Source organism: Streptomyces sp. NPDC059816 (assembly GCF_042732055.1).
Taxonomy (GTDB): domain Bacteria; phylum Actinomycetota; class Actinomycetes; order Streptomycetales; family Streptomycetaceae; genus Streptomyces.
Map to the genome: position 1 here is coordinate 22,488 of NZ_JBHWIQ010000038.1, position 26,804 is coordinate 49,291.

The 26,804-nt window shown below is 72.9% G+C and carries 23 protein-coding genes; 8 read left to right on the forward strand and 15 right to left on the reverse strand.

Annotation, left to right across the window (positions count from 1 at the left end):
- Window positions 1–135: 135 nt before the first annotated feature.
- The 3 genes from ACFV88_RS33165 to ACFV88_RS33175 all read right to left on the reverse strand — a co-directional run bounded on the left by ACFV88_RS33165 (window position 136) and on the right by ACFV88_RS33175 (window position 3,061).
- The gene (locus ACFV88_RS33165) at window positions 136–648 is read right to left on the reverse strand and encodes a lytic polysaccharide monooxygenase auxiliary activity family 9 protein (protein ID WP_385495840.1); all 513 of its coding nucleotides are present in this window, start codon (window positions 646–648) and stop codon (window positions 136–138) included.
- A gap of 446 nt (window positions 649–1,094) precedes the next feature.
- Window positions 1,095–1,754, reverse strand: coding sequence for a response regulator (locus ACFV88_RS33170; RefSeq protein WP_385495841.1), 660 nt, complete (start codon window positions 1,752–1,754; stop codon window positions 1,095–1,097).
- The gene (locus tag ACFV88_RS33175) at window positions 1,751–3,061 is read right to left on the reverse strand and encodes a sensor histidine kinase (protein ID WP_385495842.1); all 1,311 of its coding nucleotides are present in this window, start codon (window positions 3,059–3,061) and stop codon (window positions 1,751–1,753) included. Before ACFV88_RS33175 ends, ACFV88_RS33170 begins: the two co-directional genes overlap by 4 nt.
- A 132-nt stretch (window positions 3,062–3,193) precedes the next feature.
- Between ACFV88_RS33175 and ACFV88_RS33180 the strand changes: the two genes are divergently transcribed.
- Together ACFV88_RS33180 and ACFV88_RS33185 are read left to right on the forward strand one after the other, a co-directional pair.
- Window positions 3,194–4,105 carry an ABC transporter ATP-binding protein gene (locus ACFV88_RS33180; protein WP_385495868.1) on the forward strand — a complete coding sequence of 304 codons (912 nt, stop codon included), beginning with the start codon at window positions 3,194–3,196 and terminating at the stop codon, window positions 4,103–4,105.
- Window positions 4,102–4,947 (forward strand): ABC transporter permease subunit, encoded by an 846-nt coding sequence (locus tag ACFV88_RS33185; protein WP_385495843.1) that lies wholly within the window; start codon window positions 4,102–4,104, stop codon window positions 4,945–4,947. Before ACFV88_RS33180 ends, ACFV88_RS33185 begins: the two co-directional genes overlap by 4 nt.
- Before the next feature lie 336 nt (window positions 4,948–5,283).
- On the opposite strand, the gene ACFV88_RS33190 is transcribed toward ACFV88_RS33185, so the two are convergent.
- Complete coding sequence (locus ACFV88_RS33190) at window positions 5,284–5,652, reverse strand: hypothetical protein (RefSeq protein WP_385495844.1); 369 nt, start codon at window positions 5,650–5,652, stop codon at window positions 5,284–5,286.
- A 317-nt stretch (window positions 5,653–5,969) separates the two neighbouring features.
- Here ACFV88_RS33190 and ACFV88_RS33195 point away from each other — a divergent pair, with 317 nt between their 5' ends.
- Window positions 5,970–8,360, forward strand: coding sequence for a phosphoketolase (locus ACFV88_RS33195; protein WP_385495845.1), 2,391 nt, complete (start codon window positions 5,970–5,972; stop codon window positions 8,358–8,360).
- Window positions 8,361–8,450: 90 nt separating this feature from the next.
- On the opposite strand, the gene ACFV88_RS33200 is transcribed toward ACFV88_RS33195, so the two are convergent.
- Together ACFV88_RS33200 and ACFV88_RS33205 are read right to left on the reverse strand one after the other, a co-directional pair.
- Window positions 8,451–10,223, reverse strand: a complete 1,773-nt coding sequence (locus tag ACFV88_RS33200; RefSeq protein ID WP_385495869.1) for an ABC transporter ATP-binding protein — start codon at window positions 10,221–10,223, stop codon at window positions 8,451–8,453.
- Between the two features lie 234 nt (window positions 10,224–10,457).
- Window positions 10,458–10,898, reverse strand: a complete 441-nt coding sequence (locus ACFV88_RS33205) for an OsmC family protein (RefSeq protein WP_385495846.1) — start codon at window positions 10,896–10,898, stop codon at window positions 10,458–10,460.
- Window positions 10,899–11,164: 266 nt separating this feature from the next.
- Here ACFV88_RS33205 and ACFV88_RS33210 point away from each other — a divergent pair, with 266 nt between their 5' ends.
- Window positions 11,165–11,806, forward strand: coding sequence for a hypothetical protein (locus ACFV88_RS33210; protein WP_385495847.1), 642 nt, complete (start codon window positions 11,165–11,167; stop codon window positions 11,804–11,806).
- A gap of 68 nt (window positions 11,807–11,874) precedes the next feature.
- Here ACFV88_RS33210 and ACFV88_RS33215 read toward each other — a convergent pair whose 3' ends face one another.
- Complete coding sequence (locus ACFV88_RS33215; protein ID WP_385495848.1) at window positions 11,875–12,507, reverse strand: hypothetical protein; 633 nt, start codon at window positions 12,505–12,507, stop codon at window positions 11,875–11,877.
- Between the two features lie 274 nt (window positions 12,508–12,781).
- On the opposite strand from ACFV88_RS33215, the gene ACFV88_RS33220 reads away from it, so the two are divergent.
- Window positions 12,782–13,144, forward strand: a complete 363-nt coding sequence (locus tag ACFV88_RS33220; protein WP_385495849.1) for a DUF6479 family protein — start codon at window positions 12,782–12,784, stop codon at window positions 13,142–13,144.
- Window positions 13,145–13,218: 74 nt separating this feature from the next.
- Here ACFV88_RS33220 and ACFV88_RS33225 read toward each other — a convergent pair whose 3' ends face one another.
- Window positions 13,219–14,277, reverse strand: a complete 1,059-nt coding sequence (locus ACFV88_RS33225) for a pentapeptide repeat-containing protein (protein ID WP_385495850.1) — start codon at window positions 14,275–14,277, stop codon at window positions 13,219–13,221.
- Window positions 14,278–14,688: 411 nt separating this feature from the next.
- Between ACFV88_RS33225 and ACFV88_RS33230 the strand changes: the two genes are divergently transcribed.
- Window positions 14,689–15,501 (forward strand): VOC family protein, encoded by an 813-nt coding sequence (locus tag ACFV88_RS33230; RefSeq protein WP_385495851.1) that lies wholly within the window; start codon window positions 14,689–14,691, stop codon window positions 15,499–15,501.
- Between the two features lie 68 nt (window positions 15,502–15,569).
- Window positions 15,570–16,349: a hypothetical protein gene (locus tag ACFV88_RS33235; protein ID WP_385495852.1), complete on the forward strand. Its 780-nt coding sequence runs from the start codon at window positions 15,570–15,572 to the stop codon at window positions 16,347–16,349.
- A 2-nt stretch (window positions 16,350–16,351) separates the two neighbouring features.
- Here ACFV88_RS33235 and ACFV88_RS33240 read toward each other — a convergent pair whose 3' ends face one another.
- The 7 genes from ACFV88_RS33240 to rho form a co-directional block, all read right to left on the reverse strand.
- The gene (locus ACFV88_RS33240; protein ID WP_385495853.1) at window positions 16,352–17,404 is read right to left on the reverse strand and encodes a glutathione S-transferase family protein; all 1,053 of its coding nucleotides are present in this window, start codon (window positions 17,402–17,404) and stop codon (window positions 16,352–16,354) included.
- 80 nt (window positions 17,405–17,484) lie between these two features.
- Window positions 17,485–18,525, reverse strand: a complete 1,041-nt coding sequence (locus tag ACFV88_RS33245; protein ID WP_385495854.1) for a PHP domain-containing protein — start codon at window positions 18,523–18,525, stop codon at window positions 17,485–17,487.
- An 87-nt stretch (window positions 18,526–18,612) separates the two neighbouring features.
- The gene (locus ACFV88_RS33250) at window positions 18,613–19,191 is read right to left on the reverse strand and encodes a hypothetical protein (protein ID WP_385495855.1); all 579 of its coding nucleotides are present in this window, start codon (window positions 19,189–19,191) and stop codon (window positions 18,613–18,615) included.
- Window positions 19,192–19,196: 5 nt separating this feature from the next.
- Window positions 19,197–20,120 (reverse strand): zinc metalloprotease HtpX, encoded by a 924-nt coding sequence (htpX, locus tag ACFV88_RS33255; RefSeq protein ID WP_385495856.1) that lies wholly within the window; start codon window positions 20,118–20,120, stop codon window positions 19,197–19,199.
- Window positions 20,121–20,240: 120 nt separating this feature from the next.
- The gene (ligD, locus tag ACFV88_RS33260; RefSeq protein WP_385495858.1) at window positions 20,241–21,269 is read right to left on the reverse strand and encodes a non-homologous end-joining DNA ligase; all 1,029 of its coding nucleotides are present in this window, start codon (window positions 21,267–21,269) and stop codon (window positions 20,241–20,243) included.
- Between the two features lie 81 nt (window positions 21,270–21,350).
- A complete protein-coding gene (locus ACFV88_RS33265; protein WP_385495859.1) occupies window positions 21,351–22,391 on the reverse strand; it encodes a methyltransferase in 1,041 nt (346 codons plus the stop codon).
- 261 nt (window positions 22,392–22,652) lie between these two features.
- Entirely contained in the window at window positions 22,653–23,921 is a 1,269-nt protein-coding gene (gene rho, locus ACFV88_RS33270; protein WP_385495860.1) for a transcription termination factor Rho, read from the reverse strand.
- A gap of 607 nt (window positions 23,922–24,528) precedes the next feature.
- On the opposite strand from rho, the gene ACFV88_RS33275 reads away from it, so the two are divergent.
- A partial coding sequence (locus ACFV88_RS33275; RefSeq protein WP_385495861.1) for a GDSL-type esterase/lipase family protein occupies window positions 24,529–26,804 on the forward strand: 2,276 nt, incomplete at its 3' end.

The following is a 26,804-nucleotide window of genomic DNA, read 5'->3' on the forward strand; positions in this document are numbered from 1 at the left end:
TTTTTTTATCCCCCCCCGCCCCCCCCGGGGGGGGCGCCGGCTCCGCGCCCGGGGGGGGCCGGGGGCGGCGGGCCCCGGGGGGGCGGCGGCGACGCGGTGGTGTCCGGAGTCCGTCCCGGACGTCGGGGCCTTCGGTCAGCGGATGTTGACGTCGATGCAGGCGTAGAAGGCGTTGGGCGTGTCGGCGATGTTCCACACCGCGAGCACCTTCTGCTTGCCCGAGGCGCCGAGGTTGACCGAATGGCTCACCGTCGAACCGGGCTGGGCGCCACCGTCGTTGAACTCGGCCACCTTGCGGCCCCCGACGTAGTACTGCCAGGTGCTGGTGGCATGACGGGCCGTCAGCCGCCAGTTGAACTGGGTGGTGCGGCTGACGGGAGTGGCCGTCCAGTTCTTCCCGTCGTTTTCGAGTTCGGCGAAGCGGGCGTTGCCGCCGCTACAACTGCGCAGCCCCTTGGGGCCTTCGACGCTCTGCGGCTCGTACGTGATGTCGCCGCAGCTCACCGTTTTGGCAGCGCACTGCGCCTGCCTGCTGGGCGGGGACGAGACGTAACCGTGGGCGCTGGCCGTGGAGGCCGGGAGGCTCAGGGCGATGGCGGGGGCGAGTGCGACGCCGATGATCGCGGCGGTCTTCTTCCTGGAGTGCACGGTCTCTCCTTCGTTTCGGAGCCGTCCCGGTTCGCTCCGCGGGGCGTGGGGAGCCCGGGCGGGGCGGGACGGCCGCTCGTGGGTGGGGCCAAGAGACGTGGCCGCCCGCGTACCGAGGGTGCGGAACGGGCCACGTTCATCCGGAAGGATTTGCTCTGCTTTGCTGACTGGTTCAGACCATACCGACGGCTTCGGAAGCGTCAAGGGGGTCTGAACGAGGTCGAGTTGAGCATCGACCGGTGCCGGGAATGTCATGGCGGGGGCGGGTCTGTCCACGAGGGGGGCGGTAGCTGAATCCGGGAGAGACCGACATGTCGCCCCACGGTGCCGTCGATTCGGCAACGGATACCGCAGGCAACCATTCACCGCATCCCCGCGTCGGGTTCACCCTTCCTCCCCGGAGCGCGGCCGAAACGATCCGTGCCGTTTCGGCGACGGGAGCGCGCTCAGGAGGACGGGGCCACCAACCCCGCCTCGTAGGCGAGGATCACGAGGTGCACCCGGTCACGTGCGTCGAGCTTGGAGAGCAGTCGGGTCAGATAGGTCTTGGCGGTGGCGACGCTGATGGAGAGCCGATCGGCGATCTCGGTGTTGGACAGGCCCTTGCCGACCAGGGTGAGCACCTCACGTTCCCGGTCGGTGATGCGCTGGAGCTCCGTCCGCGGTCGCGGCTCCGGCGCGGGGCGGGCGGCGAACTCCTTGATCAGCCTACGGGTGACGCTCGGCGCCACGAGGGCGTCACCGGCGGCCACCACGCGGACCGCGGCGAGGATGTCGTCCAGGGCCATGTCCTTGACCAGGAACCCCGAAGCGCCGGCGCGCAGCGCCCCGTAGACGTAGTCGTCGTCATCGAAGGTCGTCAGGACGACGACGCGTGCGCCGCTGGTGCCCGTGGTGATCAGCCGGGTGGCCTCGATGCCATCCGTGCCGGGCATCCGGATGTCCATCACCACCACGTCGGGGATGAGTTCCCCGGTCAGCCGGACCGCTTCGGCGCCGTCCCGGGCTTCGCCCACGACCTGGAGGTCCGCGGTGTCGGTGATGACCATCCGTAGGGCGGCGCGGACCAGGGGCTGGTCGTCGGCGAGTACCACGCGGATGCTCATCGGGCTCCAGCCGTCGCTGCGGGTTCGGTGCCCGCCACGGTCGGCAGGGGAAGTCGGGCGGCCACGCGGAAGCCGCTGCCCGCACGCGGACCGGCGGTGAAGCGGCCGTCCAGCAGGGCGACCCGCTCCCGCATGCCGACCAGGCCGAACCCGCCGCTCGCGGTCGCCGTGTGCCCGGTGGACTCGGTGTGCGTGCGGCTCTTCCCCCGGTCGACGACCTCGACGACGAGTTCGTCCTCGCGGTACTCGACCGCCACCTCACAGCGATCGGCTGCCGAGTGCCGTACGACGTTGGTCACCGCCTCCTGGACGATGCGGAACGCCGCGAGGTCGATGTCGGCGGGCAGCGGGCGGCGACGGCCCCGCCACCACACCTCCACGCGGACACCGGCCGCCGTCGTCGTCGCGGCGAGCCGTTCCAGATCCCCCAGCCCGTCGGCCGGCCGCGAAGGGGCCGGTGCACGCCCCCGGTCACGGCCGGTCGGACCCTGATCCCGGTGGGCGGGTTCCTCCTCCCGGTCGGCCTGTCGCAGCGCCCCCAGCAGCCGTCGCAGCCCGGCGAGCGTCTCGCGCCCCACGAGTTCCACGGTGACCATCGCCTCGCGTGCCTTGGCCGGCTGGGTCTCCACCACCCGGGCCGCGGCCCCGGCCTGGAGGGCGATGATGCCGATGCTGTGGGCGACCGTGTCGTGCATGTCGCGGGCGATGCGCAGCCGTTCGGCGGTGACGGCCTGGGCGGCGGCCCGGGCGTGCAGCTCCGCGGTGTGGGCGCGGGCCTGGTGCACCGAGTTGCCGACGAGCCAGGCGATGACGACCGTCAGGGCGATGAACGGTTCGGAGGAGGTGCCCGATTCCTCCCCCTTGATCCACCGTAGGGCCAGGTAACCGGCGAGCACGCCCAGCGCACCGGCGGCCGCGGCGATCGCGGTGCGCCTGGTCCGGGTGGCCGCGACGTAGCAGAGGGCCACGTCCACCCCGAGGAACGGGAGCGGCAGGACTTCGTTCTGCCGCCAGGCCACCGACGAGATGACCGTGCCGACGAGCACCAGTCCGAAGGCCGGCGCGGTCCGTCGGCGCAGCAGTGCGCTGCCGGTCAGGACCACCAGGAAGGCGAGGGCGAGCAGCGCCCGCGCCGTGAACGAGTCGAGTCCGTCCCGGGGATGGCTGAGGGAGTACTGCTGCCGCGGCGGCATCAGCACGTACTCCACGATGGGCTGCACCGTGGCCGCGACCCACACCAGCGCCGTCCACAGGCCCGGTGGTACGCGTTTGAGCAGCGGCAACGGCGGGGGTGCGGAGGCGGGCATGCCGAGATCGTAGGCGTGACCCGGCTACGGGGCATCGGCCTGCGGTCGTACAGCCGGGGTCGACACCCGCGCCCGGTGATTGTCAGCACCGGTCCGACGACGGGCGGGGCGCCGAACGGCACCGTGGTCACCGTGATCGAAGTCAACGCACTCACGAAACGGTACGGCGGCACGACCGCCGTCAAGGACCTGACCTTCACCGTGCGCCCCGGCCTGGTGACCGGCTTCCTCGGGCCCAACGGCTCCGGCAAGAGCACCACGCTCCGGATGGTCCTCGGCCTGCACCGGCCCACCAGCGGCACGGCCACCGTCGAGGGACGGCCCTTCGGCGACCGTCGTCGCGGTCTGCGTCAGGTCGGCGCCCTCCTCGACGCGCACGACGTGCACGGCGGGCGCAGCGCGACGGCGCACCTGGCGACGCTGGCGCGCAGCAACCGCATCCCGCGGTCCCGGGTGGACGAGGTGCTGCGGGAGGTCGGTCTCGCCGGCGTCGCCGGGCGCCGCATCGGCGGGTTCTCGCTCGGCATGAAACAACGGCTCGGCATCGCGTCCGCCCTGCTCGGCGACCCCCCGGTCCTGCTCTTCGACGAACCCCTCAACGGCTTGGACCCCGCCGGAGTGAAGTGGGTGCGCGAGCTGTTCGGTCGGCTCGCCGCCGAGGGGCGCACCGTGTTCGTCTCCAGCCATCTGATGTCGGAGATGGAGCACACCGCCGACCAGCTGATCGTGATCGGCCGCGGCGAGATGATCGCGGCCCAGAGCCTGGCGGAGTTCTCGGCCCGCAGCGACCGGCAGCGCGTCACCGTGACCACGCCCGCCGCGACCGCCCTGCGGGACCTGCTGACGGCCGAGGGCGCGGCCGTGCACCTCGAAGGCGCGCGGCTCACCGTGAGCGGCCTGACCGCGGCGCGGATCGGCGAGTTGGCCCAGGGGCACGGCCTCCCGCTACACGAACTCGCCAGTGCATCTGCCTCCTTGGAAGAGGCGTTCATGGAACTCACCGCCGACCGGGTGCAGTTCCCCGCAGGAGGGGAGTCCCGATGACCACCACCGCCGACAGGACCAGCCCCGTACCCGCCCGCACCCCCCGCGCCCGCTTCGGCGACCTGGTCGCCGCCGAGTGGGGCAAACACCGTTCGCTGCGCTCGACCTGGATCGCCTACGGGGCCACCGCCCTGGCCGTCATCGGCTTCAACGTGGGCACCGCCTACGACACGTACCGCAACTGGGAGCTCCAGGTGGCGGGGGACCGGGGCGCGTTCGCCGGGGACGGGATCGCGTTGCAACAGGCGTTCACCGCGAACGCGGCCCTGCTCCTGGCCCTCGCCCTCGGCGCGATCGGTGCCCTCACGATCATCGGCGAGTACAGCACGGGCACCATTCGGACGACGTTCGCGGCCGTGCCGGCCCGCCGCTCGGTGATGGCGGCCAAGGCGGTCGTCGTCACCGTGGTCACCACCGTCTTCGGCGCGGTCGTCGCCGGGGTCTCGTTCGCCGTGACACAGGCCCTCTTCGACCGTCGGGACGCGGGCGTCTCCCTCGGCGACCCGGGAGCCCTCCGCGTCGTCGTGGCCTCGACGCTCCTCGCCCCGGTGTGCGCGCTCGCCGGCCTGGCACTGGGTGCCGTCATCCGGCACACCGCCTCCACCATGATCACCTCGACGGTGGTCACCGCGCTGCTGCCGCTGTTCCTCACCGACGGCCGCCACTGGTCGGCGGTCGCCGGACACGCCCTGCCCTACCGTGCGTGGCTCCGCCTCGTCGACGTCGACCACGCCCCGGTCGCCTTCCCGTGGACCACCGGCGGAGCCTGGACCGTCTACGCGGTCTGGGCCTGCGCCGCCGGTGTGATCGCCGTCATCGGGGTCCACGCACGGGACCAGTGAGCGGCCGGGGCGGTCCCGGGGACACCGGGCGGCGAGGAGCGGGCGGGGCGCGCGGGAGCGAGCCGGTGTGGTGGGGGGAGCGGCGGCGCGGGTCCACCGTGCGGCGCCCGCCCCCGTACGCCCTCCTGACCCCACCCGCGCAGCGCCCCCCGGGCCGAGCGCCCCCGCCGAAGCTGCGAAACCATCTGGACACCGGGCGCATCCACGAGCGCCGGAGCGTGCACCGCGCTCCGGCGCTCGCCCGTCGTCGCGAAGGGCGCTCGGCGGATCACGGGGTGCGCGGACGCCCGGTCGTGCGCAGCGCCCCGGCCGGGCCCGGTACGGCCCCGGAAGCCGTCAGCCGCTGCGGAGCAGGAGCTCCACTTCCTTCTCCTGGTCCCCGGCCGCCATGCCCTCCTGGGCCACCGTGAACGCCGCCGCGAGCGCCGTGCGCAACCGGTCCACGGCCAAGTAGCCGCCCTGCACCTCGGCCGTGACCGAGTCGTGCAGGGGCGTGGCCGGAGGGGCCTCACGGATACGGGTGGTGTCGTAGGTCGCCGACCAGACGGACGGACGTCCGCCCGCAGCGTCCTGCGGCAGGTCCTGCGGCCCCCGGTCGCAGTCGAAGACGGACCGCAGGACGCCGAAGACCGTACCCGCGTCGTCCTTGGAGCAGTCGCTCAACTCCACCACGACCTCGGCCGCGGGGTGTGTCGTGCTGTTCACGATGGGTCATCCCCTCTCAGGGGTGCGGGACCGGTCGGCCGCCGGGCCGTCACTACCAGGCTCGCCCCCGGGGCCCGCCGGGGCGAGCCGAGCCGGACCGCACGTCGCCCGGCTACGGTCGTGCGTCCAGTACCGAGTACCGCGTTCTATGGAGTGTGCCTACGGTAATGAATCCTTCGGGGTCGGCCGGGGCACGTGCCCTGGGTATGTACCCGCGCGTACGGCGGGCCGTCTGCGTTGCGTGCCCGGCCCGACGGAGCCAGGGTCGGAACAGCACCACGTACGAGGAACAGCCGACGCATCAGGAGATGAGGCCCATGCCGGACGTCCGAACACCGGCTCCCACCGTACTCACCGACACCGAAGCAGCCGCACTGGACGCCCACTGGCGGGCCGCCAACTACCTGGCCGTCGGCCAGATCTATCTGATGGCCAACCCCCTGCTCACCGAGCCGCTGCGCCCCGAGCACATCAAGCCCCGGCTGCTCGGCCACTGGGGAACCTCGCCCGGACTGAACCTGGTGCACACCCACCTCAACCGGGTGATCCGCGCCCGGGACCTGGACGCGCTGTGCGTCTGGGGCCCGGGCCACGGAGGTCCCGCCGTGCTCGCCAACTCCTGGCTGGAGGGCACCTACTCGGAGACGTACCCCGACGTCAGCCGGGACGCCGACGGCATGGAACTGCTGTTCCGACAGTTCTCGTTCCCCGGCGGAGTGCCCAGCCACATCGCCCCCGAGGTCCCCGGTTCCCTCCACGAGGGCGGCGAACTCGGCTACTCCCTCGCCCACGCCTACGGCGCCGCCCTGGACAATCCGCGGCTCCTCGTCGCCTGCGTCATCGGGGACGGCGAGGCCGAGACCGGCCCGCTCGCCACCTCCTGGCACTCCAACAAGTTCCTCGACCCGGTGCGCGACGGCGCGGTCCTGCCGATCCTCCACCTCAACGGATACAAGATCAGCAACCCGACGGTGCTGGCCCGTCTCCCCGAGGACGAGCTGGACGACCTGCTCCGCGGCTACGGACACGAACCGCTGCACGTCAGCGGTGACGACCCGCTGGCCGTGCACCACGCCATGGCCGCGACCCTGGACACCGCCCTCGACCGGATCGACACCTTCCAGCGACAGGCCCGGGAGGGGCGCAGCCCCGAGCGCCCCCGCTGGCCGGTGATCGTCCTGCGCACCCCCAAGGGCTGGACCGGGCCGTCCGAGGTGGACGGGGTGCCGGTGGAGAACACCTGGCGCTCCCACCAGGTCCCGCTGGCCGGGGTCCGGGACGATCCGGACCACCTGCGGCAACTGGAGGGATGGCTCCGGTCCTACCGGCCCGAGGAGCTGTTCGACCCGACGGGCCGCCCCACCGCACAGGTGCTGTCCGTCGTCCCCGAGGGCGTCCACCGGCTGGGCGCCAGCCCGCACGCCAACGGCGGACTGCTCCTGCGTGACCTGCCGCTCCCGCCGCTGGAGGACCACGGGGTGACCGTGGACAAGCGCGGCACGGGCGTCCACGAACCCACCCGGGTCCTGGGCGGGTTGCTCGCCGACGTCATGCGGGACACCGCGCGGCGCCGTGACTTCAGGGTCATGGGCCCCGACGAGACCTCATCCAACCGGCTGGACGCGCTCTACGAGGTCACCGCCAAGGCGTGGCAGGGCGAGTTCCTCGACACCGACCGGGACCTCGCCCGGGACGGACGGGTGATGGAGGTGCTCTCCGAGCACCTGTGTCAGGGCTGGCTGGAGGGCTACCTCCTGACCGGTCGACACGGGGTGTTCTCCAGCTACGAGGCGTTCGCGCACATCGTCGACTCGATGGTCAACCAGCACATCAAATGGCTCAGGACCGCCCGCCGCCTGGCGTGGCGCCGCCCCATCGCCTCGTTGAACTACCTCCTCACCTCGCACGTGTGGCGCCAGGACCACAACGGCTTCTCCCACCAGGACCCCGGCTTCGTGGACCACGTGCTCAACAAGAGCCCCGAGGTGGTGCGCGTCTACCTGCCGCCGGACACCAACACCCTGTTGGCCACCGCCGACCACGTGCTGCGCAGCCGTGACCTGGTCAACGTCGTGGTCGCCGGCAAACAGCCGACCTTCGACTGGCTCACCCTCGACGAGGCGCGCGCGCACTGCGCCCGGGGGGCCGGCGCCTGGGAGTGGGCCGGGACGGAGGGGTCGGGACGGGGCGACGGGCCCGACGTGGTGCTGGCGTGCGCCGGTGACGTGCCCACCCTGGAGGTGTTGGCCGCCGCCGACCTGCTCCGCCGCCACCTGCCCGACCTGGCGGTGCGGGTGGTGAACGTGGTGGACATGGCGCGACTGCTTCCCCAGGGCGAACACCCGCACGGGATGACGGACTTCGAGTACGACTCCCTGTTCACGCCGGACAAGCCGGTCATCTTCGCCTACCACGGCTATCCGTGGCTGGTGCACAGGCTGGCGTACCGGCGCACCGGTCACCCGCACCTGCACGTCCGCGGCTACAAGGAGGAGGGCACCACCACCACGCCCTTCGACATGGTCGTCCGCAACGACCTCGACCGCTACCGGCTGGTCATGGACGTGGTGGATCGGGTGCCCGGACTGGGCGTCCGGGCGGTGGCGCTGCGCCAGGCCATGGCCGACGCCCGTACCCGTCACCACCGGTGGATCCGGGAACACGGAACGGACCTGCCGGAGGTCGCCGACTGGACCTGGACGGGCTGACGGACCCGCTGGGGCGGGCCCGGGCCGGGGCGACGGCGCGCCGGAACGTGACGCCCCGGCGCGCTGCCGGCCCCGGGGCGTCCGGGGCAACTAGGCCGGCGTCGTGGGGGCCGCCGCGGGGACGGACCCCTCCTCGGGCGGGGAGCCGTCGGCACTCTCGCCGGTGAGGAACTGGGTGGTCGCCAGCTCCGCGTACAGCGCGTCCTCGCCCACCAGTTCCTGGTGGGTGCCCACTGCACGCACCCGCCCCGCGTCCATGACCACGATCCGGTCCGCCAGGGTCACCGTGGACAGCCGGTGGGCGACGACGAGGACCGTGGTGGTTTGGGCGACCTCCGCCACGGTGTCCCGCAGGGCGGCCTCGTTGACCGCGTCGAGTTGGCTCGTCGCCTCGTCCAGCATCAGCAGTCGGGGGCGCCGCAGCAGGGCCCGGGCGATCGCCACCCGCTGTCGCTCTCCGCCCGACAGCTTGGTCCCCCGGTGCCCCACGAGGGTGCCGAGCCCGTCCGGCAGCCGTTCGACCAGCGCACTGAGCCGGGTCGTCCGGATCACCTGCCGGATGTCGTCCTCCGACGCCGAGGGGTTGCCGAGCAGCAGGTTGTCGCGCAGCGTGCCGGAGAGCACCGGGGCGTCCTGTTCGACGTACCCGATGGCGGCGCGCAGCCGGGACAGCTCCCAGTCGCCCACCGGCCGTCCGTCGACCTCGATCCGGCCCGCCGTGGGGTCGTAGAACCGTTCGATGAGGGAGAACACCGTCGTCTTGCCCGCTCCGGACGGCCCCACGAACGCGGTCATCCCGCGCGCCGGCACCTCGAACGTCACCCCGTGGTGGACGGGCGGGGCCTCGTCGTCGTAGCGGAAGTGGACCCGGTCGAAGGCGAGGGACAGCGGCGGCTCGTCCGGTCCGGGCAGCGGTACCGGGCCCGTGGCGGGCTCCCCGGGCAACCGCTGGGCCTCCTGGATGCGCACCACCGCGGCGGACCCCGTCTGGTACTGCATCACCGCCGACACCACCTGCTGGATCGGGCTCATCAGATAGAACACGTACAGCAGGAACGCCACCAGGGTGCCCACGGAGATCGCCCCGGTGGCGACCCGGGCGCCGCCCACGGCGAGCACGGTCAGGAAGGCGACCTGGATGGCGAGTCCGGCGGTGTTCCCGGCTATCGCCTCCCACTTGGCGGCCCGCACGCTCTGCCGCCAGGAGTCCTCGGCCGCCCGGTGCACCGCCTCCTCCTCGCGCAGCTCCGCACCCGACGCCTTCACGGTCCGCAGCGAGCCCAGGACGCGTTCCAACGCCGCGCCCATCAGCCCCACCGACTCCTGGGCGCGTTTGGTGGCCTTGTTGATCCGCGGCACGATCGTCCCGAGGACCGCACCGGCGAGGGCGATCACTCCGAAGGTGACGCCGAGCAGCACCGGATCGGTCCAGCCCATCATCACCAGGGTCGCCACCAGGGTGAGACCGCCGGTGCCCAGGCCGACGAGCGCATCGGTGGTGACCTCGCGCAGCAGTGTGGTGTCGGAGGTGACCCGGGCCATCAGGTCACCGGGCTCGCTGCGGTCCATCGCGGAGATCCGCAGGCGCAGCAGGTACGAGGTGAGCCGGCGCCGGGCGCCGAGGACCACCGACTCGGCGGTGCGGCGCAACAGGTACCCGCCGAGCGCACCGATCACGGCGTTCAGCAGCACCAGGGACGACATCAGGACGAGCGGGCCGGCGATGGACTCGTCCCGGCCCAGGTTCTCGATGAGGGTCTTCGCCACCAGGGGGAGCGCCAGGCCGGTGGCTCCGGTGACGAGGCCGAGCAGTGCGCCGCCGAGCAGCGCCCACCGGTGCGGTTTGGCGTACTCCAGGAGCATCCGCCAAGGCGGAGCGTCCGCCACGTCCGGCTGATCCGGCTGATCCGGCTTGTTCGGCTTCGGGCCGGCGGGGTCGAAGTCACCGGCCGGCGCGGATCGGGGCGGCGGTGGAAGCGGTGCGGGTCGTGCGGACGGTGCTGGTCGTCGATCGTCGTGCTGTACGTCCACGGGTCCCCTCGGAGGTCGGGCCACTCGTCCGTCCGCCGGCCCGTTCGCATCCTGGCGGTACGGCGGTCAGCCCGCCGCGAAGGCGACCGTTCCGTCCGGTAGGACGGCCTCGACCCGGGCGCCGTGCTCCACGGTGCGGCTCACGGTGCAGTACCTCTCGTGGGTGAGGCGGACACCGCGTGCGAAGACCTCGGCAGCCCGGTCGTCGCCCTCGGGCAGAACCATCTCGTACGTTACGCGCACCCTGCCCACGCGGCCGTCATCCTCAGGGAGGGACCTCGACTCCACCGTGATGCGTAGGTCCGGGTGTTCGACGGTCCGTGCGGTGCGGTCGACGACGAGTCCGCCGCAGCCGCCGATCGCGGCCAGCAGCAGTTCGACGGGGGTGAAGGAGGGCTGGACGAGGGGGTCGTCGGCCGCGCCGATCCGGACCTCCGCGCCCCGGTCGTTGCGGGCGGTCCAGTCCCGGTGGCCGTTGCGGACGGTCTCGATGCGGTAGTCGGCCATGACGGTTCCTCCTCGGCGGGCCGTGCTTCACCCCGCCATCGAACCGTGGTCCGCGCATCCCGGCCACACGGGCGGGCGCCTGCCGGGGTCCGCCCCGGACCGGGAGGAGCGGGTCCCACGACCCTCAATGGGCCGAATCGGCGGTAATGCGGCAAGGGTGATTATTCATCAGCGCATCAGGAGATAGGGGCTGAGACGGCTCGGGCTCCGCCGGGCCCACCCGGGACCGCGTGGTGACCGAGGTGGAAGACGGAGAGGACACCCCCATGTTCCGTAGGCGCACGGCGTTCGCGGTCATCGCTGCCGCACTGGTACCGGTACTCGGCGGCGCACCCGGCGCGGTGGCCGTCGACGCGGGCGGTGCCAGCGCCGCGGTGACCCCTTCGGTGGTCGCACCGGGAGGGTCCTTCACCCTCATCGTCGACTGTTCGGCGGTCACCTCGCCGACGCCCCGCGTGAGCAACGGACAGGGGCTCGCCGCGCCGCTGACCCTCTCCCCGGCCGGCGGCGGACGCTTCCAGGGCACCGGCCGACTGTCCCGCGACCTCACCGGGGCGACGGCCGTGGGCCTCGACGGCGACTGCGGCGGCCCGGGCAGCCGGTGGATCGCGAGCATGCTCGTCGGCGGGTCGGCCGCGTCGACGCCGCCGGCGACCCGCACCCCCGCTCCGGTGTCATCCGCCCCCGGCACGCCCGCACCGGTGTCGAGCGCTCCGTCCGTCCCGGGGCGTGCCCCGGCCCCGTCGAGCGGTTCGCCCACGGCAGGTGGGGTGCGCGGCGGCCTCGGGGGAACCTTCGCCGGCCACCCGACCCCGACCGAGGTCATGGCCGGGACCGGACTCCTGGCCGCGGGGGTCCTGGGCGTGGGTCTCGCGCTACGGCGGCGCGCCCGCGCCCGCCGCCACTGACTCCCGGTCGCCGCAGCGCCGCGCCCGCCCCGCCGGCGGGGACGACCACCGGGTCGTCCCCGCCGGTCTCACCGGGTCGCGCGGCGTCGCACGGCGAAGTACGCCGCGGCGGCGAGGGAGCCCGTGACCAGGGTGGCGCCCAGGACGAGCTGCACCGGACCGAGCTGTCCGAAGTCGCCGCCGAACCCGGCCCGCACTCCCTTGCGGCCCTCGTCCTCCAGCGGCTCCGGCTGGTGGCCGGCCCCCTCCTCGTGGCCCGGCTGCGGACGCGCGGGTTCGTGGAGCCCGGCCCCGTCCCGTTCGCCGAGCGTGACCCGCACGGCCTTGGCCTGTCCGTCACAGGTGAACGTCACCTCGTGCTCGGCCGCCGGTTCGGCGTCCAGGGACACGACGGCCGGTGCGGAACGGCCCTCGGTGAACTCGGTGAGCTCGAAGAGGCCCGAGTCCACACTGACCTGGGGAACCCGGCACCCCCGGGACGTGAGGGTCACCGTCTCACCGGGACGCACATGGGTCGGGGTGACCCCCACCTCCCAAGCGGCCGGCGGCTGCTCCTGGGCGGGGCCCCCTTCCTCGATCAGCGGCACCGCGTCCTGCGGCGGGGGCGGCACGCCGTCCGCCGCCCCCGCGGCGGGGGCGGCGGTCAGCGCGAGGACCGCCGCCACGGCGACGGCCCCCGAAGTCCGTACGATCGCCCGCATCACATCACTCCCGTTCTCCGGGCGGGCCCGGAGGCGGGCCGCGGAGTCGTCGGTCAGTCGCGCAGGATCCCTGCTGGCATGGACGCTAGGAGTCCGTCGGTGCCGGCGCCGCTCGGCAGGGGCCATCCGGGCGCACCTGACCGTCCGGGCCGCAGTCGCCGGGCGCCGCGCGCCTCCGCTACCGAACGTCACGCTCCGGCGGCTCTGCGCATTACTCGGACAGCGGTCGGGCGCGGGAGGACTGGTGTCGCCCCCGGAAGGGTATTCGGGTGATATGACCGCAAACGCGTTTTTTCTGGCAGCGCCCAACGGGGCCCTCGTGGCCATCCCGATCGTCGCCGGAGCGATCATCGTCGGCGCGCTGATCTGGATCGTCTGGGTCGGCATCGGCGTGCGCAGCAGGGAGCCCGACCCTCCCACCCGTGAGCAGCAAACCCACCTACCGGAGGGCGGCGCCGTCCGGGAGATCAGCGAACGCCGCGAGCCGGACGTCCTCCCCCTTGACAAACAGGGCGGCCTCAACCCCTACCAGCTCCACGGTCACCTGCCCAACAAACGCAGCGAGGACCAGCGCCGCAGGCGCTGGACCCCCGGACACAGCGGCTCCTTCGGAGGTGGCGGCGGCGGGACGCACTGACCGGACCGGACGACCACCACGACCCGGGAGTTCCGCGCGGCACCCACCGCCCGGAACTCCCCGGCCACGCCCGGTCAGCGCCGGCGCGCCCCCCGACCACGCCGCCCACCCGAACCGCTCCGGCCCCCGGAGCCGTTTCCCTGCCCTGAGCCGCTGCGCCCCCCTGAGCCGCTGCGCTGCCCGGAGTCGCTCCGCGACCGCGACGGGGCGACGGCATCCCAGTGGTCCGGCCGGACGAATCCCTCCGGCAGCACGGTCGCCGCGTCGCCCCGTGCGGCGTCCACCTGCGCCTGGGTCAGGAACAGGCAGCCCGTCAGGTCGGCCCCGCGCAGATCCGCGTCCCGCAGATCCGCACCGATCACGTCCGCGCCCCGCAGGTCGGCGCCGGACAGGTCCGCGGCCACCAGCAGCGCCCCGCGCAGGCTCGCGCCCCGCAGCCGCGCCCCGCGCAGCCGGGCCCCGAACAGATCCGCGCCCCGCAGCTCACGGCCCCGCTGCCCGGCCCGCACCGACTCGCTGGCCCGCAACAGCAGCTCGCTGACCTCGTGCCGCAGTTCGGGCACGTCGAGCCGGCCGAGCACGTCCGCATCGGCGAAGGTGAGGGCCGTGACCCGCTCGCAGGCCGCGGCCAGCTCCCCGTGCACGGTGCGCGCCCCGGGGTGCCGTACGACCTCCTGGAGGTAGCGCAGCAACTCGTGGAGCTGCCGCATGACCGGGAACACCGCGAACATCGGCCCCGCGACGGACCGGTCCGCGCGCCAGTCCCGGCCCCCGAACGTCACCTGGGACACCTGTTGCCCGGCGCCGGCACAGTCGAAGACCGTACAGCCGGTGTACCCGCTGCGCCGCAGGTCCTGGTGGATGCCGCAGCGGAAGTCCGCGCCCAGGTTGCCGCACGGCTTCCCGGCCGGTTTGTCCACCGCGAAGTCGGTCGACCTGGCGAAGGGCAGCGCCACGCAACACAGCGCGAAGCAGCGCGAACAGTCCGCCCGCAGCTCCGGCGTCCCCACCGGCTCCGCCGATCCCACCAGCCCCACCGGCTCGGACGCCGCGGCGCGGGCGGGGGACGGAACTCCGGCTCCGGGGGCGGCATCCCGCCGGGACGACTCCACGCAACCCTCCTGAGTGCTCACGAGGGCGTCCACGAACGACGGTCGGCCCCGCCGCTCCCGGCGGACCCCTCCGGTACCCGCCCATTGTCCTCTCCGGAGATCGTGCGCGGGCCCCGCCCCGCCCCCGCCGGTCCCTCACCCGAACGCCGCACCCGGCACCACCACCCCACCCCCGGCGGCCCCGCGCCCCTCACGGGTGACCGTCCCGTGCCGCGCCGGCGCGTCCGGGACGTCCGCCCTGCGGCGCCCCTCGATTGCTGGCAGGCTGGGGGCAGACCACGGGCCCCGCCGGTCCCGTGGACGGTGGCCGACCGTCAACCGCGGCGCCCCCTGCGCCAGGCCCGTCGCTGTTCGGCGGCATTCCCCGGTGCAGGGCCACCGCCGGCGACCGGAGCCCCGGCGGACCCGCGACGGATCTGCGATGGACCTGCCATGGACGAGGAAACCCCGGCGAACGCCGAACAGCCCCTGACCACCGACGCCGTCTTCGGCGCTCCCTGCTGGGTGAGCCTGTTGGCCCGCGACCTCGGCGCGGCGCAGGAGTTCTACGGACGTGTCTTCGGCTGGACGTTCCGCAAGGGACGCCTCGGCGACGACTTCAGCGTGGCGGTCAGCGCCGGGGTGCCCGTGGCGGGCATCGGCGCCCTCGCCTCCACGCTCCGGATGGCCGTGGCCTGGACGCCCTACTTCGCGGTGAGCGACGTCGACGTCACCGCCGCCCGCATCCGCGAGCGCAGCGGCACGGTCGCCGTGGGCCCCCTCTCCCTGGCCGGTGGCCGGGGCGCCCTCGCGGCCGACCGGGACGGCGCCGTCTTCGGGATCTGGGCCGGAAGCCTCTACGCGGGGTGGGACATCTGGCACAAGGACGCCCCCGCCTGGATCAGGCTGCGCACCCGCAACGCCTTCGACGCGGCGATCTTCTACGGCGAGGTCCTCGAATGGGCCTGCGACCGCCCCGGCTGCTGCGACGTCGGCTACGAGCACGACGAGGTCGTGCTCCGCAGCGGCGGCCACCTCGTGGCCCGGCTCAGCTCCGGCACCGCCGAATCGGCCGTCGACCCCGCGGTCCGCCCCCGTTGGCAGGTGTACTTCGCGGTCGCCGACGTGGAGACCTGCGTCCGGGCGGCCCTCGCCCACGGAGGGCAGGAGGTCGCCCGGGAGACGACCCCGTACGGCCCCGACGTGACGCTGCGCGATCCCGACGGCGGCCTGTTCACGGTCACCAGCGACGTCCCCCGCGAATGAGCCGCCGCACCGGTCCCGGTGCCCCCGCCCGCGGCGCGCGCGTCCCCACCGCCGGGGCACGGTGACCGGTGGACGGCGGCTGGTGGCACCGCGAGATCGTCGAACCGGGCAAGCTCCCGTTGCTGCTCGCCCTGGTGTCCTTCGTGCTCACCTTCGCCGTCACCCGGCTGGTGACCCGCATGATCCGCGCCGGGAAGGGCCCCTTCCGCAACGTCACCCCGGGCGGGCTCCACATCCACCACGTCGTGCCCGGCATCGTCCTCATGGTCGTCGGCGGCTTCACCGTCATCGCCGGGGAGGGCCACGGCTTCGGCTCGGGTCTGGCCGCCGTCCTGTTCGGCGTGGGCACCGGGCTGGTGCTCGACGAGTTCGCGCTGGTCCTCTACCTCAGCGACGTGTACTGGACCAGCGAGGGGACCAAGAGCGTCGAGGTCGTCGTCATCACCGTGGCACTCGCCCTGCTGCTGCTCCTCGGGTTCTCGCCGTTCGGCGTCAACGACCTCTCCGGCGCGGAGGTCCAGGACCGGGCGGGCGCCCTCCTCACCATCGGCGGGAACCTGCTGCTGTCGATCGTCTCCCTGCTGAAGGGCAAGACGAGGATCGCGGTCCTCGGCGTCCTGGTCCCCTTCGTCGCGCTCGTCGGAGCCGTCCGGCTGGCCCGCCCCACCTCCCTGTGGGCCCGGCGCTGCTACCGGCGCCGCCCACGGGCCCGGGCCCGCGCCCTCACCCGGGCCTACCACCACGACCGCCGCTGGAGCGGGCTGAGCCGGCGGGTCACCTACCTGATCGGCGGTCGCCCCACCCCGAGCCTGCCCGGCCCGCCACCGCACCAGCCGGAGGGCCGGTGAGGTCAGTGCCGCGGCACCGGACGGCCCGCGGGCGGCACCTCCTCGCCCGGCGGCACCGCACCCGGCGGGGTTCCGTCACCGAAGGGACGGCCGCCCAGCCGCTCCCGACCGTGCGGGGCGAGCCACCCGGTCAGATCGGGGCCCAGCGGCACGATCCCCGTCGGGTTCACCCCCGTGTGGACCTGGTAGTAGTGCCGCTTGATGTGGTCGAAGTCGACGGTGTCCCCGAACCCCGGGGTCTGGTAGAGGTCACGGGCGTAGGCCCAGAGCACCGGGTTCTCGGCGATCTTCCACAGATTGCACTTGAAGTGCCCGTGGTAGACGGGATCGAAGCGCACCAGGGTGGTGAACAGCCGGACGTCCGCCTCCGTGATCGACTCCCCGACCAGGTACCGCTGGTCCGACAGCCGCTCCGTCACCTCGTCCAGTCGTCGGAACAACGCACGGCACGCCTTCTCGTACGTCTCCTGGTCCGATGCGAAACCGGAGCGGTACACCCCGTTGTTGACGTCCTGGTAGACGCCCTCCATCACGGTGTCGATCTCCTCCCGCAGCGCGACCGGATAGAGGTCCGGAGCGCCCTCGCGGTGCAGGGCCGTCCACTGGGTGGCGAAGTCCAGGGTGATCTGCTGGAAGTCGTTGGTGACGAGCTTCCCGCTCGGCACGTCCACGATCGCGGGCACGCTGACCCCGCCCGGATACCCGGTCTCCCGGGCGTCGTACGCCTCGCTGAGGTACCGGATGCCGAGCACCGGGTCCCGGTCCTCGGGGTCGAGCGTGAACCGCCAGCTGCGGTCGTCCTGGATCGGGTCCGTGATCGCCAGGGACAGCGCCGCCTCCAACCCCAGCAGCCGCCGGGAGATCATGGTGCGGTTCGCCCACGGACAGGCCCGGCTCACCACCAGCCGGTAGCGTCCCGCCTCCACCGGCCAACCGTCCCGTCCGTCCGCGGTGATGCGGTCCGCGAAGTGGCTGCGCGAGCGTTTGAACGGCTTCTTGCCGTACGCGGCGTTGCTGCTCGCGGTGCCGTCCGCGGCGCCGTTGGTCGGGCTCATCAGACACGTTCCCCTCAGTCGTTCCCGTCCGGCGTCGTGCGACGCCGGACCCGTGCGGTCCTGCACCGGGCGCCCGCCCTTCAGGCCCGCGCCCCGGAGGGGGCGGGGGTCCGGCGGGTCGTCGTCCAGGCCACCACCTCGTCCACGGTCCAAGTGTTGACGATCCGTTCCGCCGGCACGCCGCACTCCTCGGCGCGAGCACACCCGTAGGGCTGCCAGTCGAGTTGCCCCGGAGCGTGCGCGTCCGTGTCGACGGCGAAGAGCACCCCCGCCGCCACCGCGCGGCGCAACAGCCGGCGCGGCGGATCGAGCCGCTCGGGACGGCAGTTGATCTCGACCGCGGTGCCCGTCTCGGCGCACGCGGCGAACACCGCGTCCGCGTCGAAGGAGGACTCGGGGCGGCCTGGATCGCCCAACAGCCGGCCCGTGCAGTGACCGAGCACGTCGGAGTGCGGATCGCGCACCGCGGCCACCATCCGCCGGGTCATCGACGCGGCGTCCATCCGCAGCTTCGAGTGCACCGACACCACGACCAGGTCCAACGCGTCCAGCAGCTCCGGTTCCTGGTCGAGCGAGCCGTCGTCCAGGATGTCGCACTCGATGCCCCTGAGCAGCCGGAACGGCGCCAGCGGCCCGGCCAGCGCGGCGAGGTCGGCGAGCTGGGCGCGCAGCCGCTCGGGCGACAGCCCGCGGGCCACCTTCAGTCGCGGCGAGTGGTCGGTGAGCACCGCCCAGTCATGGCCGAGCGCCGCCGCGGTGCGCGCCATCTGCTCGACGGGGCTGCCGCCGTCCGACCAGTCGGAGTGCAGATGGCAGTCGCCGCGCAACCGTCGCCGCAGTTCTCCGCCCCCCGTGGTGAGGGGGCCGCCGGACTCCTCCTCCACCCGTGCCAGATACTCCGGAACCCGCCCCTGGAGCGCCTCCCGCACCACCTGCGCGGTCTTCGGACCGATGCCCTTGACCTTGGCCAGCGACCCGGCCGACACCCGCTGGGACACCTCGACCGCGGACAGCTCCGCCACCACCTTGGCCGCGGTGCGGAACGCCTTCGCCCGGTAGGCCGGGGCGAGCGAGCGCTCCAGCAGGAACGCGATGCGTTCCAGCGCCTCCACCGGCTCCATCTCGCCTCCCACCGCGCCTCGCCCCCCGTGGCTCCAGCTTCACCCACCCGGCGGGGGCCCGCACGACGGCCCCGCGGCACCCGCGGTTCAGAGCCCGGGGGCGCCCCACAGCGCGAACCAGCGGGACAGGTCCGCCTCCACCCGCAGCTCGTCCGACAGCGCCGCCCGCACCTGGAGCTCCAGGGCGTTGTCCCGCCGGTCCCCGGACAGCGGCGCGAAGGGGTAGAACGTGCCCCGCTTGTACAGGTACACCAGGGCCAGCGGGCGTCCACCGGGATCGCGGAAGCCGATCAGCGAGCACAGGAGCTGGGGTCCGAAGCCCCCGTCCTGGAGGGTCGAGTTCACCGCGTGCAGATCGCTGACCAGGGCCGGAAGGTCGTCCGGGGCGCGCCGGGACACCAGCCACGAGTACCCGAACGGGTCCCGGGCCGACTCCACGGGCGGGCCGGACCGTGCGGTGTCCGCGGCCAGCAGCTCCCGCACCTCCTGGGTGATCCGGGCGAACTCGGCGCCCTCGACGCTGGAGAAGCACACCGACCCCACCCCGGTGGGGGAGAAGTCGACCGCCGCACCCAGGGTGAGCGCCGCCCCGGGCACCGCGAACAGGTTGTCGAGGTCGGGCGGGACGGGACGGGTCCGGCCGAAGAGGGCGTCGAGGAACCGCACGGCGCTCAGCTCCGCTGCCCGGCCGCCGGACCGAGCTGCTCGGTGATCCTGGCCAACTGGTCCAACCGGGTCTCCAACGGGGGGTGCGTAGACAACAGCCGGGACAGCGTCGGGCTCGCCTCCCCGCTGATCGCGGGCGCGAAGTAGAACGCACTGAACGCCTGCGCGGTGCGCAGGTCCGAGGTGGGGATGCGCGCGATGTCACCGGTCAGCTTGGTCAGCGCCGACGCCAGGGCCGAGGGGCGGCCGGTGAGCAGCGCGGCGGCCCGGTCCGCGGCCAGTTCCCGGTACCGGGACAGGGCTCTGATCAGCAGGAAACTGATCGCGTACACCGCAGCGGACACCGCCACCACGGTGAGCACGACGACGAAGGTGTTCTGGTCGGCGCGCCGCCGGCCGCCCACCATCCCCGAATAGAAGGCGAAGCGCACCGCGATGCCGGCGAGCACCCCCAGGAACGAGGCGACCGTGATCACCGCGACGTCCCGGTGCGCGATGTGTGACAGCTCGTGCGCGAGCACCCCCTCCAGTTCCTCGGGCTCCAGCCGCGCGGTGAGCCCCCGGGTCACGCAGACCACCGCATGGTTGGCGTTGCGGCCCGTCGCGAACGCGTTGGGCAGGTCCAGTTCCGAGACCGCGACCTCGGGTTTCGGCATGTCCGCCGTGGCGCACAGCCGGTCGACGACGCCGTGCAGCCGGGGTTCCTCGGCGGGCGTCACGATCCGTCCGTGCATGGCGTACAGCGCGATCCGGTCGGAGAACCAGTACTGCGCCCACAGGGCTCCCGCCGCGATCACCACGACCAGGACCCACGACTTCAACAGGACGATCAGCACTCCCACGAAGACGACGTACAGCAGACCGAGCAGGAACAGCGTCAGCCCCATGCGCGCGGTCAGACGTCGATCGGGTTCGAAGCGGCTCCGCATGGGCCACCTCCCCGTCGTTCGGGCGATGTACCCGACCTTCGGGCCGGGTACCTCCATGGTCCGTCATCGGCCGCCCGAAGGACAGCGGCGCCGGGGACCCGCCCCCGGGCCTGGGCGGACCTACCGCCCGCCGCCCCCGTCGCGCTCCCGCACCACGTCCCCGGGCCGCTTGTCGTCGCGCAGGCCCACGAACCGGGGATGGCGCAGCATGCCGTCCCGGGTCCACTCCGCGAACTCCACCTGCGCCACCAGCTGCGGTGACACCCATCGGGGACGCCGCTCGGCCACCGGCCCGGCGAACGGCGAGCCGGTCACCCGCAGCCCCTCCAACCGGGCCCGCAGGTCGACGAGGGTCCGGTGCGCGAATCCGGTGCCCACCTTCCCCGCGTACCGCAGTTCCCCGGCGGCGTAGGTGCCGAGCAGCAGCGCCCCGAACCCCTCCCTTGCGCCCGTGGGCTCGGTGAATCCACCGATGACGAACTCCTGGCCGTGGAAGCACTTGAGCTTCAGCCAATCGGCGGACCTGCGCGGTTGGTAGCGACTGTCGGCGCGCTTGGCGATCAGTCCCTCCCAGCCACGGGCGCACGCCTCGGCGAGCAGCGCGGCGCCCCCCTCGTTGCGGTGCGGAGTGAACCGCAACGGCGGCCGGTAGACCAGGGCCCGGCGCAGCAGCGACTTGCGCGCCCGCAGCGGCAGTGCGGTGGTGTCGGCCCCGGCGAGCCGCAGCAGGTCGAAGGCGCAGTAGAGGACGCGCACCCCGCTCGCCGCGACCTCGGCCGGGCGGGTGAGGCCCATCCGCTGCTGGAGCAGCCCGAAGTCGGTCCGGCCACCGCGGTACGCCACGATCTCGCCGTCGACGGTGAAGTCGGCGCGTTCCTGGGCCGTGAGCGCGACGACGACCTCCGGGTAGGTGTCGTCGACCCGGCGCCCGCTGCGGGACAGCAGGGTGACGCCGCCGGCCTCCCGCACGGCCAGCACCCGCACGCCGTCGAGCTTCCGCTCGAAGACCCACTGCGCGGAGAACGCGCGGCGTTCGCTGAGGGTGGCCAGCATCGGCCGCGCGGCCAGCTCCCGGCCGGGGCGGGCCACGGTCAGCAGCCGCACCTGCTCGGGCGGCAGTGAGCTGAGCAGTTCGCTTCCGTCGGGCACGGGCGGACTCCTTTTGCCGGGGCTCGGCCTCCCGCCCTCAGCATGGCGTGGTGCGCGCACCGGCGCACGGCCGCACCCGGGCTACCGGGTCCGGGCCTCGATGACGTGCATCCCGGGCGCGGAGGCGAGCGGGAGCGTCCGCACGTGGCGGTACCCGGCCGCGTCCAGCAGCCCGGCGTACTCGGCCCCGGTGCGCTCGCGCCCGCCCAGACCGAACAGCATCACCAGGTCCAGGGAGGTGGCCAGGTCATCACCCGGCCGCTCGGGGAGGACCGCCTCCACGATGAGCAGCCGCCCCTGTCCGGCGTCCTGCGCCGCCCGGCAGTTGCGCAAGATCCGGAGGGACTGCTCGTCGTCCCAGTCGTGCAGGATCCAGGAGAGCAGGAGGGTGTCGGCTCCGGGCACGGCGGTGAAGAAGTCGCCGGACCGCACGTCCGTGCGGTCGCCGAGACCGGCCTCGGACAGGGCGGCCCGGGCGGGCTCCGCCAGCTGGGGCAGGTCGAAGACCGTTGCGGTGGCGTCCGGGGTGCGGGCGAGCACCTCGGTGACCAGGGTGCCGAGGCCGCCGCCGACGTCCGTGAGGGTGCCGGCGTCCGTGAAGTCGTAGGCGGTGGCGACGGCCCGGGCCGTGCGGCGGGTGAAGGAGGCCATGGCGGTGTGGAAGACCTCGTTGTCCTCCGGGTGGGCGGCCAGGTGTCCGAAGTACGTGTTCCCGAACCGCTCCTCGAAGGCGGGCCGCCCGGTCCGGAGGCTGACCATCGGGTCGTCGAACATCCGGAAGGTCACCCGGTACATCAGCCGGAACCAGGGGCGCAGGGTGTCCGGATGGTCCGACTCCAGCAGATGGCTGGTCTCGGTGGGCAGGTAGCGGCCCTCGTCGTCCAGACCGAGCGCGCCGACGGCGACCAGCGGACGCAACTGCCGGAGCAGGGCGTCGGGTCGGGTGCCGGTGGCCGTGGCGAGCTCGGCCAGGGGCGTCGGGCCCTGGGCGACCAGGTCCGGTATCCCGAGTTCCGCCGCGGTCTGGAGCGCCCGGTCCGCGACGAACCCCCAGGACTCGTGGATCAGCCGGTCGACGGCGGTGGCGGGGGAGGGGGAGGGGGAGGGGACGACGGCAGTCACGTGGCGCTCTCCGAGGGAGGGGTGGTCGGGGCACACCGGACCGGGCGGTCCCGGAGCCTGCTGCGCCGTCCCCGGTGAACGCACGGTTGTCGCACGGGGTGTGGGTCCCGTGCACCCGGCTCACGATGATCATGACGGACCCGGGGCGGGGGCGCCAGCCCCCGGGCGGGAGCCACGCGCAGCGTGCCCGCACCGGGCGCGAGTTGGCCTCCGACCCGTTCCCCTCCTGCTCCTCGCCCCGGTGCGCCGGCGGGGAGGTCGTCACGCCGCGGGCACGGTGCCCGACACCTGGCGCAGGAAGGCGGCATTGGACGCCGTGCCGCGCATCCGGTCGAGCAGGGTCTCCAGGGCGCTGCGCCCGTCACGGCCGAGGAACGCCCGACGCATGCCGTGAACAACCGTCAATTCCCTGGGGGAGACGAGGAGTTCGTCCTTGCGGGTGCCCGAAGCGGTGATGTCGACGGCCGGGTACACCCGCTTGTCCGCGAGGTCGCGGCTGAGCCGTAGCTCCATGTTGCCGGTGCTCTTCAACTCTTCGAAGTAGTAGTCGTCCGCCCGCGATCCGGTACCGACGAGCACGGTGGCGAGGATCGTGAGGGATCCGCCCTCCTCCGCGTGGCGCGCGGCGCCGAACAGCCGCTTCGGTCCGGTCAGGGCCGTCACGTCGACCCCGCCGCTCAGGGTGCGCCCGCCGGCCTCGGCCGCGTTGTTGTGCGCTCGGCACAGCCGGGTCAGCGAATCCAGCAGGAGGACGACGTCCTTGCCCTGTTCGACCAGGCGCTTGGCCCGTTCCACGGCGAGGTCCGCGAGCGCGATGTGGTCCCCCGCGGGCCGGTCGAAGGTGGACGCGTACACCTCGCCGTGCACGGCGCGCCGCAGATCGGTGACCTCTTCGGGCCGTTCGTCGACGAGTACGACCATGAGGACGCAGTCGGGGTGGTTGCGGGTGACGGCGTCGGCGAGTTGCTGGAGCAGGACGGTCTTGCCGCTCTTGGGCGGGGCCACGATCAGACCGCGCTGGCCCTTGCCCATCGGGGCGATGAGGTCGGTGACCCGCAGGGTGAGCGGACCGCCGGGGTGCTCCATCCGCAGTCGGTCCCGCGGGTACAGCGGAGTGAGGTCGCGGAAGTGCGGACGCGAGTTTGAGCATCCGGCGGGCAGTCCGCCGACGAGGTCCACGCGGGTCAGCACCCGCCGTCGGCCGCGCGGGGTGTCGACGGCCTGACCGGCCACGCTGTCCCCCGGGCGCAGCCCGAACTCGCGGACCAGTGCGGCACAGACCTGGGGGTCCCGGGGCGTGGACGCGAGATCGGGGCCGCGCAGGAAGCCGTGTCCCTGCGGGGACAGGTCCAGGACTCCGGACACCGGCGTCAGGACATCGGGATCGGCGTCGGCGCTGTGGACGGGGCGTTCGAGGGCGAGGGTCATGGGGTTTCCGGTCCTTTCACGGACTGCCGCTTCACGGCGGCGGGGGAGCAGGGCAGGGCAGGGGAGGGGAGAGGAGGGGCCCAGTGGGCCCGGCGAGGGCATCGCGGCCCGTCGGAACCTCCGCGCGGGCCGGGAAGGGCCCGGATGGCCGGAGGAACGGCCACGACGTCGTGCGTAGGAGCACCGGTCGATCGGGAAACGACGGAGCCCGACGGCGCCGATCGGTGCGGAAGGCGATGCGTGCTGAGCGGGAGACCCCGAGAGGGGACTGAAGATGAGGTGACACGGGCGCCGGATTCGGCGTACACACGTGCCTCCCTCACGCTAACACAGCCCGCTGGAAGCGTCAGGGGCGCAGCGGTGCTGAAGTGGGGGCGCACGGAGCGAAAGGCGCATCCGAACCCGAGACAGCTGCTTCGTGCGCCGTGGGCGTGGCTGATTCCGCAACCGTGCGGAACCCCAAGAGGATTGACGACGTCTGGCAGGCCGGAAGATCATCTTCCGCGTCGTCCCGGCCCGTTGGCGGCCGTACGGCGCACCGACGGAGAGGTACCCCTTGAGATCGAGATCCACGGCGCAGGCCCACGGCCGCCCCGTCGACCCGCGTCCCCCGAAGTCCGTGAGCGGCCGGCGCCGTTCCGGCTCACTGCCCGGTCGGAGCCCCGGCGCCCCTCGGGCCGCACACCGGGCCGTCGTTCATATGCTTGTCGTGACCCTGACTGTCGGCTTGCTCGCGGCCGGTGCGTTCACCGGAGGCCCCCGTACCGCGGCGGCGGCCCCCGCCGCGCTGCCCACCGACCTCGTCTACCTCCAGAACCTGGTGACCGGGAACCAGGCCGCCGCCGACGGATCCGGACGGACCGTCATGGTCAACCCGCCCAAGGGCGGTGAGGACCACCAGCAGTGGCGGCTGGAGACGACCGGCAGCGGCAACGTCCAGATCAAGAACTCCGACTGGCCCACCCTCTGCCTGGGCCGCCGGGGCACGTCCGACCTCACCACCCTGCGGGACTGCGGAGCCGACACCGAGTGGCGGTTCACCCCACTCGCCGGCGACCGGTACCGGATCACCGAGCCCGCCAGCGGCGTGCACCTCGCCGACCTGGGCAACGCCTTCGCGCTCGCCCCGGGCGCGGGCAACGAGGCGACCTGGTTCGTCACTCCGATCGCCCCCACGACCTCGCCCATGCCGGCGGACCCCACGTACGACCAGATGACCTATCTGACCACCCACAACTCCTACCAGAACACCGAGGACCTGTCGGCGCCGTTCGCGCCCAACCAGCCGCACTCGATCCAGGCGCAACTCGAATTCGGCGTCCGCGGTCTGATGATCGACGTCTACGACGTCCACGGCGTGGTCGGCATGTGCCACAAGAAGGCCGCCTGCGAGGCCCTCGGGTACAAGCGCTTCAGTCAGGCGCTGACGACCATCGACACCTGGCTGCGGGCCAACCCGAACGAGGTGGTGACGGTCTTCCTGGAGGACTACCTGACGGAGGCCAAACTGAGGACGGAGTTCGAGGGCGCCGCCGGTCTGCGCGAGTTGATCTACAACCCCGAGGCGTCCGAGGTGCGCAAGGACGGCTGGCCCAAGGTCTCCGAGATGGTCCGCACCAACAAGCGGCTCGTCGTCTTCTCCAGCAGCAACGTCCTGAGCGACTACGGAGTCATGCGCCAGTCCGACTGGACCGTGGAGAACCACTGGAGCATGGGCCCGGGCCTCGGCAACAGCGACTGGACGTGCACGACCCGTTGGGGCCACGTACCGCTGGTCGCCGAGGAGCCCGGGTTCCGGCGCCTGTTCGTCATGAACCACTTCCGTGACCTCCCGATGGCCCCGACCTACGGCAACGACAACCGCAAGCTCCAGGACCGGGCCGAGCGGTTCTGCATGCCCGCGGCCCGCAAGAAGCCGAACTTCCTCGCGATCGACCAGTACAAGGACGGCGACCCGATGGCCGCCGTGACCGCGCTGAACCGGTACACCTACCGCGGCGAAACCCCCGGGCACGGGGTGCCCACCCGCCCCCAGTGGCGCGTTCCCCGACTCGCCGTGATGCCGCTCGGCGACTCCATCACCCAGGGCGTCGGCAGCTCCGCGGGCAACGGCTACCGGGCCGAACTGCGGGACCTGCTCAACCGGCACGCCACCACGGTCGACTTCGTCGGCTCGCTGCGGCACGGCACCCACGCCGACGCCGAACACGAGGGCCACTCGGGCTTCCGGATCGACCAGATCGCCGCCGGCATCGGCCCCTGGCTGCTCGCCGCCCGGCCGAACGTGGTCACCCTGCACCTCGGGTCCAACGACATCAACCGGGACTACCACGTCGAGGGGGCGCCCGCGCGCCTCGCCGAACTGATCGACCAGATCGTCACGGCCGCACCGGACGTCACCGTGCTGGTCGCCCCGATCGTCCCCAACAGCAGGGCGGGCGCACAACCGCGGGTGGACGCCTTCAACCGTGCGCTGCCCCAGATCGTCAGTGAGCGCCAGACCAAGGGCCACAAGGTCAGGCTGGTCGACTTCGGCGCTCTGAACAACGCGGACCTCGCTGACGGGCTGCACCCCAACGACAGCGGCTACAAGAAGATGGCCGACGCCTTCTACGCCGGGCTGACGGGCGCCGCCCAGGAGAATCTGATCACCGAGAACGTCCCCGTCCATCCGGTGCCCCCGACCTCGGGTCTCCACGGTGACTACGACGTCGACCTGGACGGTGACGGCAAGGCGGATTATTTGGTGGTGGGTCCGAATGGTTCTGTCGAGGCGTTTCAGAATGTTGATGGGAAGGGTGCGTGGACGAAGTTGGGGCAGGTGGCGACTGGTTCGACGCAGTGGTCGGATCGGCAGGTGCGGTTTGCTGATTTGAATGGTGATGGGCGGGCGGATTATTTGGTGGTGGGTCCGAATGGTTCTGTCGAGGCGTTTCAGAATGTTGATGGGAAGGGTGCGTGGACGAAGTTGGGGCAGGTGGCGAC

Excerpts from the sequence above, each read along its gene's own strand:
- ACFV88_RS33215 (WP_385495848.1), bottom strand. The coding sequence starts at position 12,507 with ATGCGGGCGATCGTACGGACTTCGGGGGCCGTCGCCGTGGCGGCGGTC.
- ACFV88_RS33205 (WP_385495846.1), bottom strand. The coding sequence starts at position 10,898 with ATGGCCGACTACCGCATCGAGACCGTCCGCAACGGCCACCGGGACTGG.
- rho (WP_385495860.1), bottom strand. The coding sequence starts at position 23,921 with ATGCCCTCGCCGGGCCCACTGGGCCCCTCCTCTCCCCTCCCCTGCCCT.
- ACFV88_RS33245 (WP_385495854.1), bottom strand. The coding sequence starts at position 18,525 with ATGGAGCCGGTGGAGGCGCTGGAACGCATCGCGTTCCTGCTGGAGCGC.
- ACFV88_RS33210 (WP_385495847.1), top strand. The coding sequence starts at position 11,165 with ATGTTCCGTAGGCGCACGGCGTTCGCGGTCATCGCTGCCGCACTGGTA.
- ACFV88_RS33220 (WP_385495849.1), top strand. The coding sequence starts at position 12,782 with ATGACCGCAAACGCGTTTTTTCTGGCAGCGCCCAACGGGGCCCTCGTG.
- ACFV88_RS33230 (WP_385495851.1), top strand. The coding sequence starts at position 14,689 with ATGGACGAGGAAACCCCGGCGAACGCCGAACAGCCCCTGACCACCGAC.
- ACFV88_RS33195 (WP_385495845.1), top strand. The coding sequence starts at position 5,970 with ATGCCGGACGTCCGAACACCGGCTCCCACCGTACTCACCGACACCGAA.
- ACFV88_RS33240 (WP_385495853.1), bottom strand. The coding sequence starts at position 17,404 with ATGAGCCCGACCAACGGCGCCGCGGACGGCACCGCGAGCAGCAACGCC.
- ACFV88_RS33175 (WP_385495842.1), bottom strand. The coding sequence starts at position 3,061 with ATGCCCGCCTCCGCACCCCCGCCGTTGCCGCTGCTCAAACGCGTACCA.
- ACFV88_RS33170 (WP_385495841.1), bottom strand. The coding sequence starts at position 1,754 with ATGAGCATCCGCGTGGTACTCGCCGACGACCAGCCCCTGGTCCGCGCC.
- htpX (WP_385495856.1), bottom strand. The coding sequence starts at position 20,120 with ATGCGGAGCCGCTTCGAACCCGATCGACGTCTGACCGCGCGCATGGGG.
- ACFV88_RS33200 (WP_385495869.1), bottom strand. The coding sequence starts at position 10,223 with ATGCTCCTGGAGTACGCCAAACCGCACCGGTGGGCGCTGCTCGGCGGC.
- ACFV88_RS33185 (WP_385495843.1), top strand. The coding sequence starts at position 4,102 with ATGACCACCACCGCCGACAGGACCAGCCCCGTACCCGCCCGCACCCCC.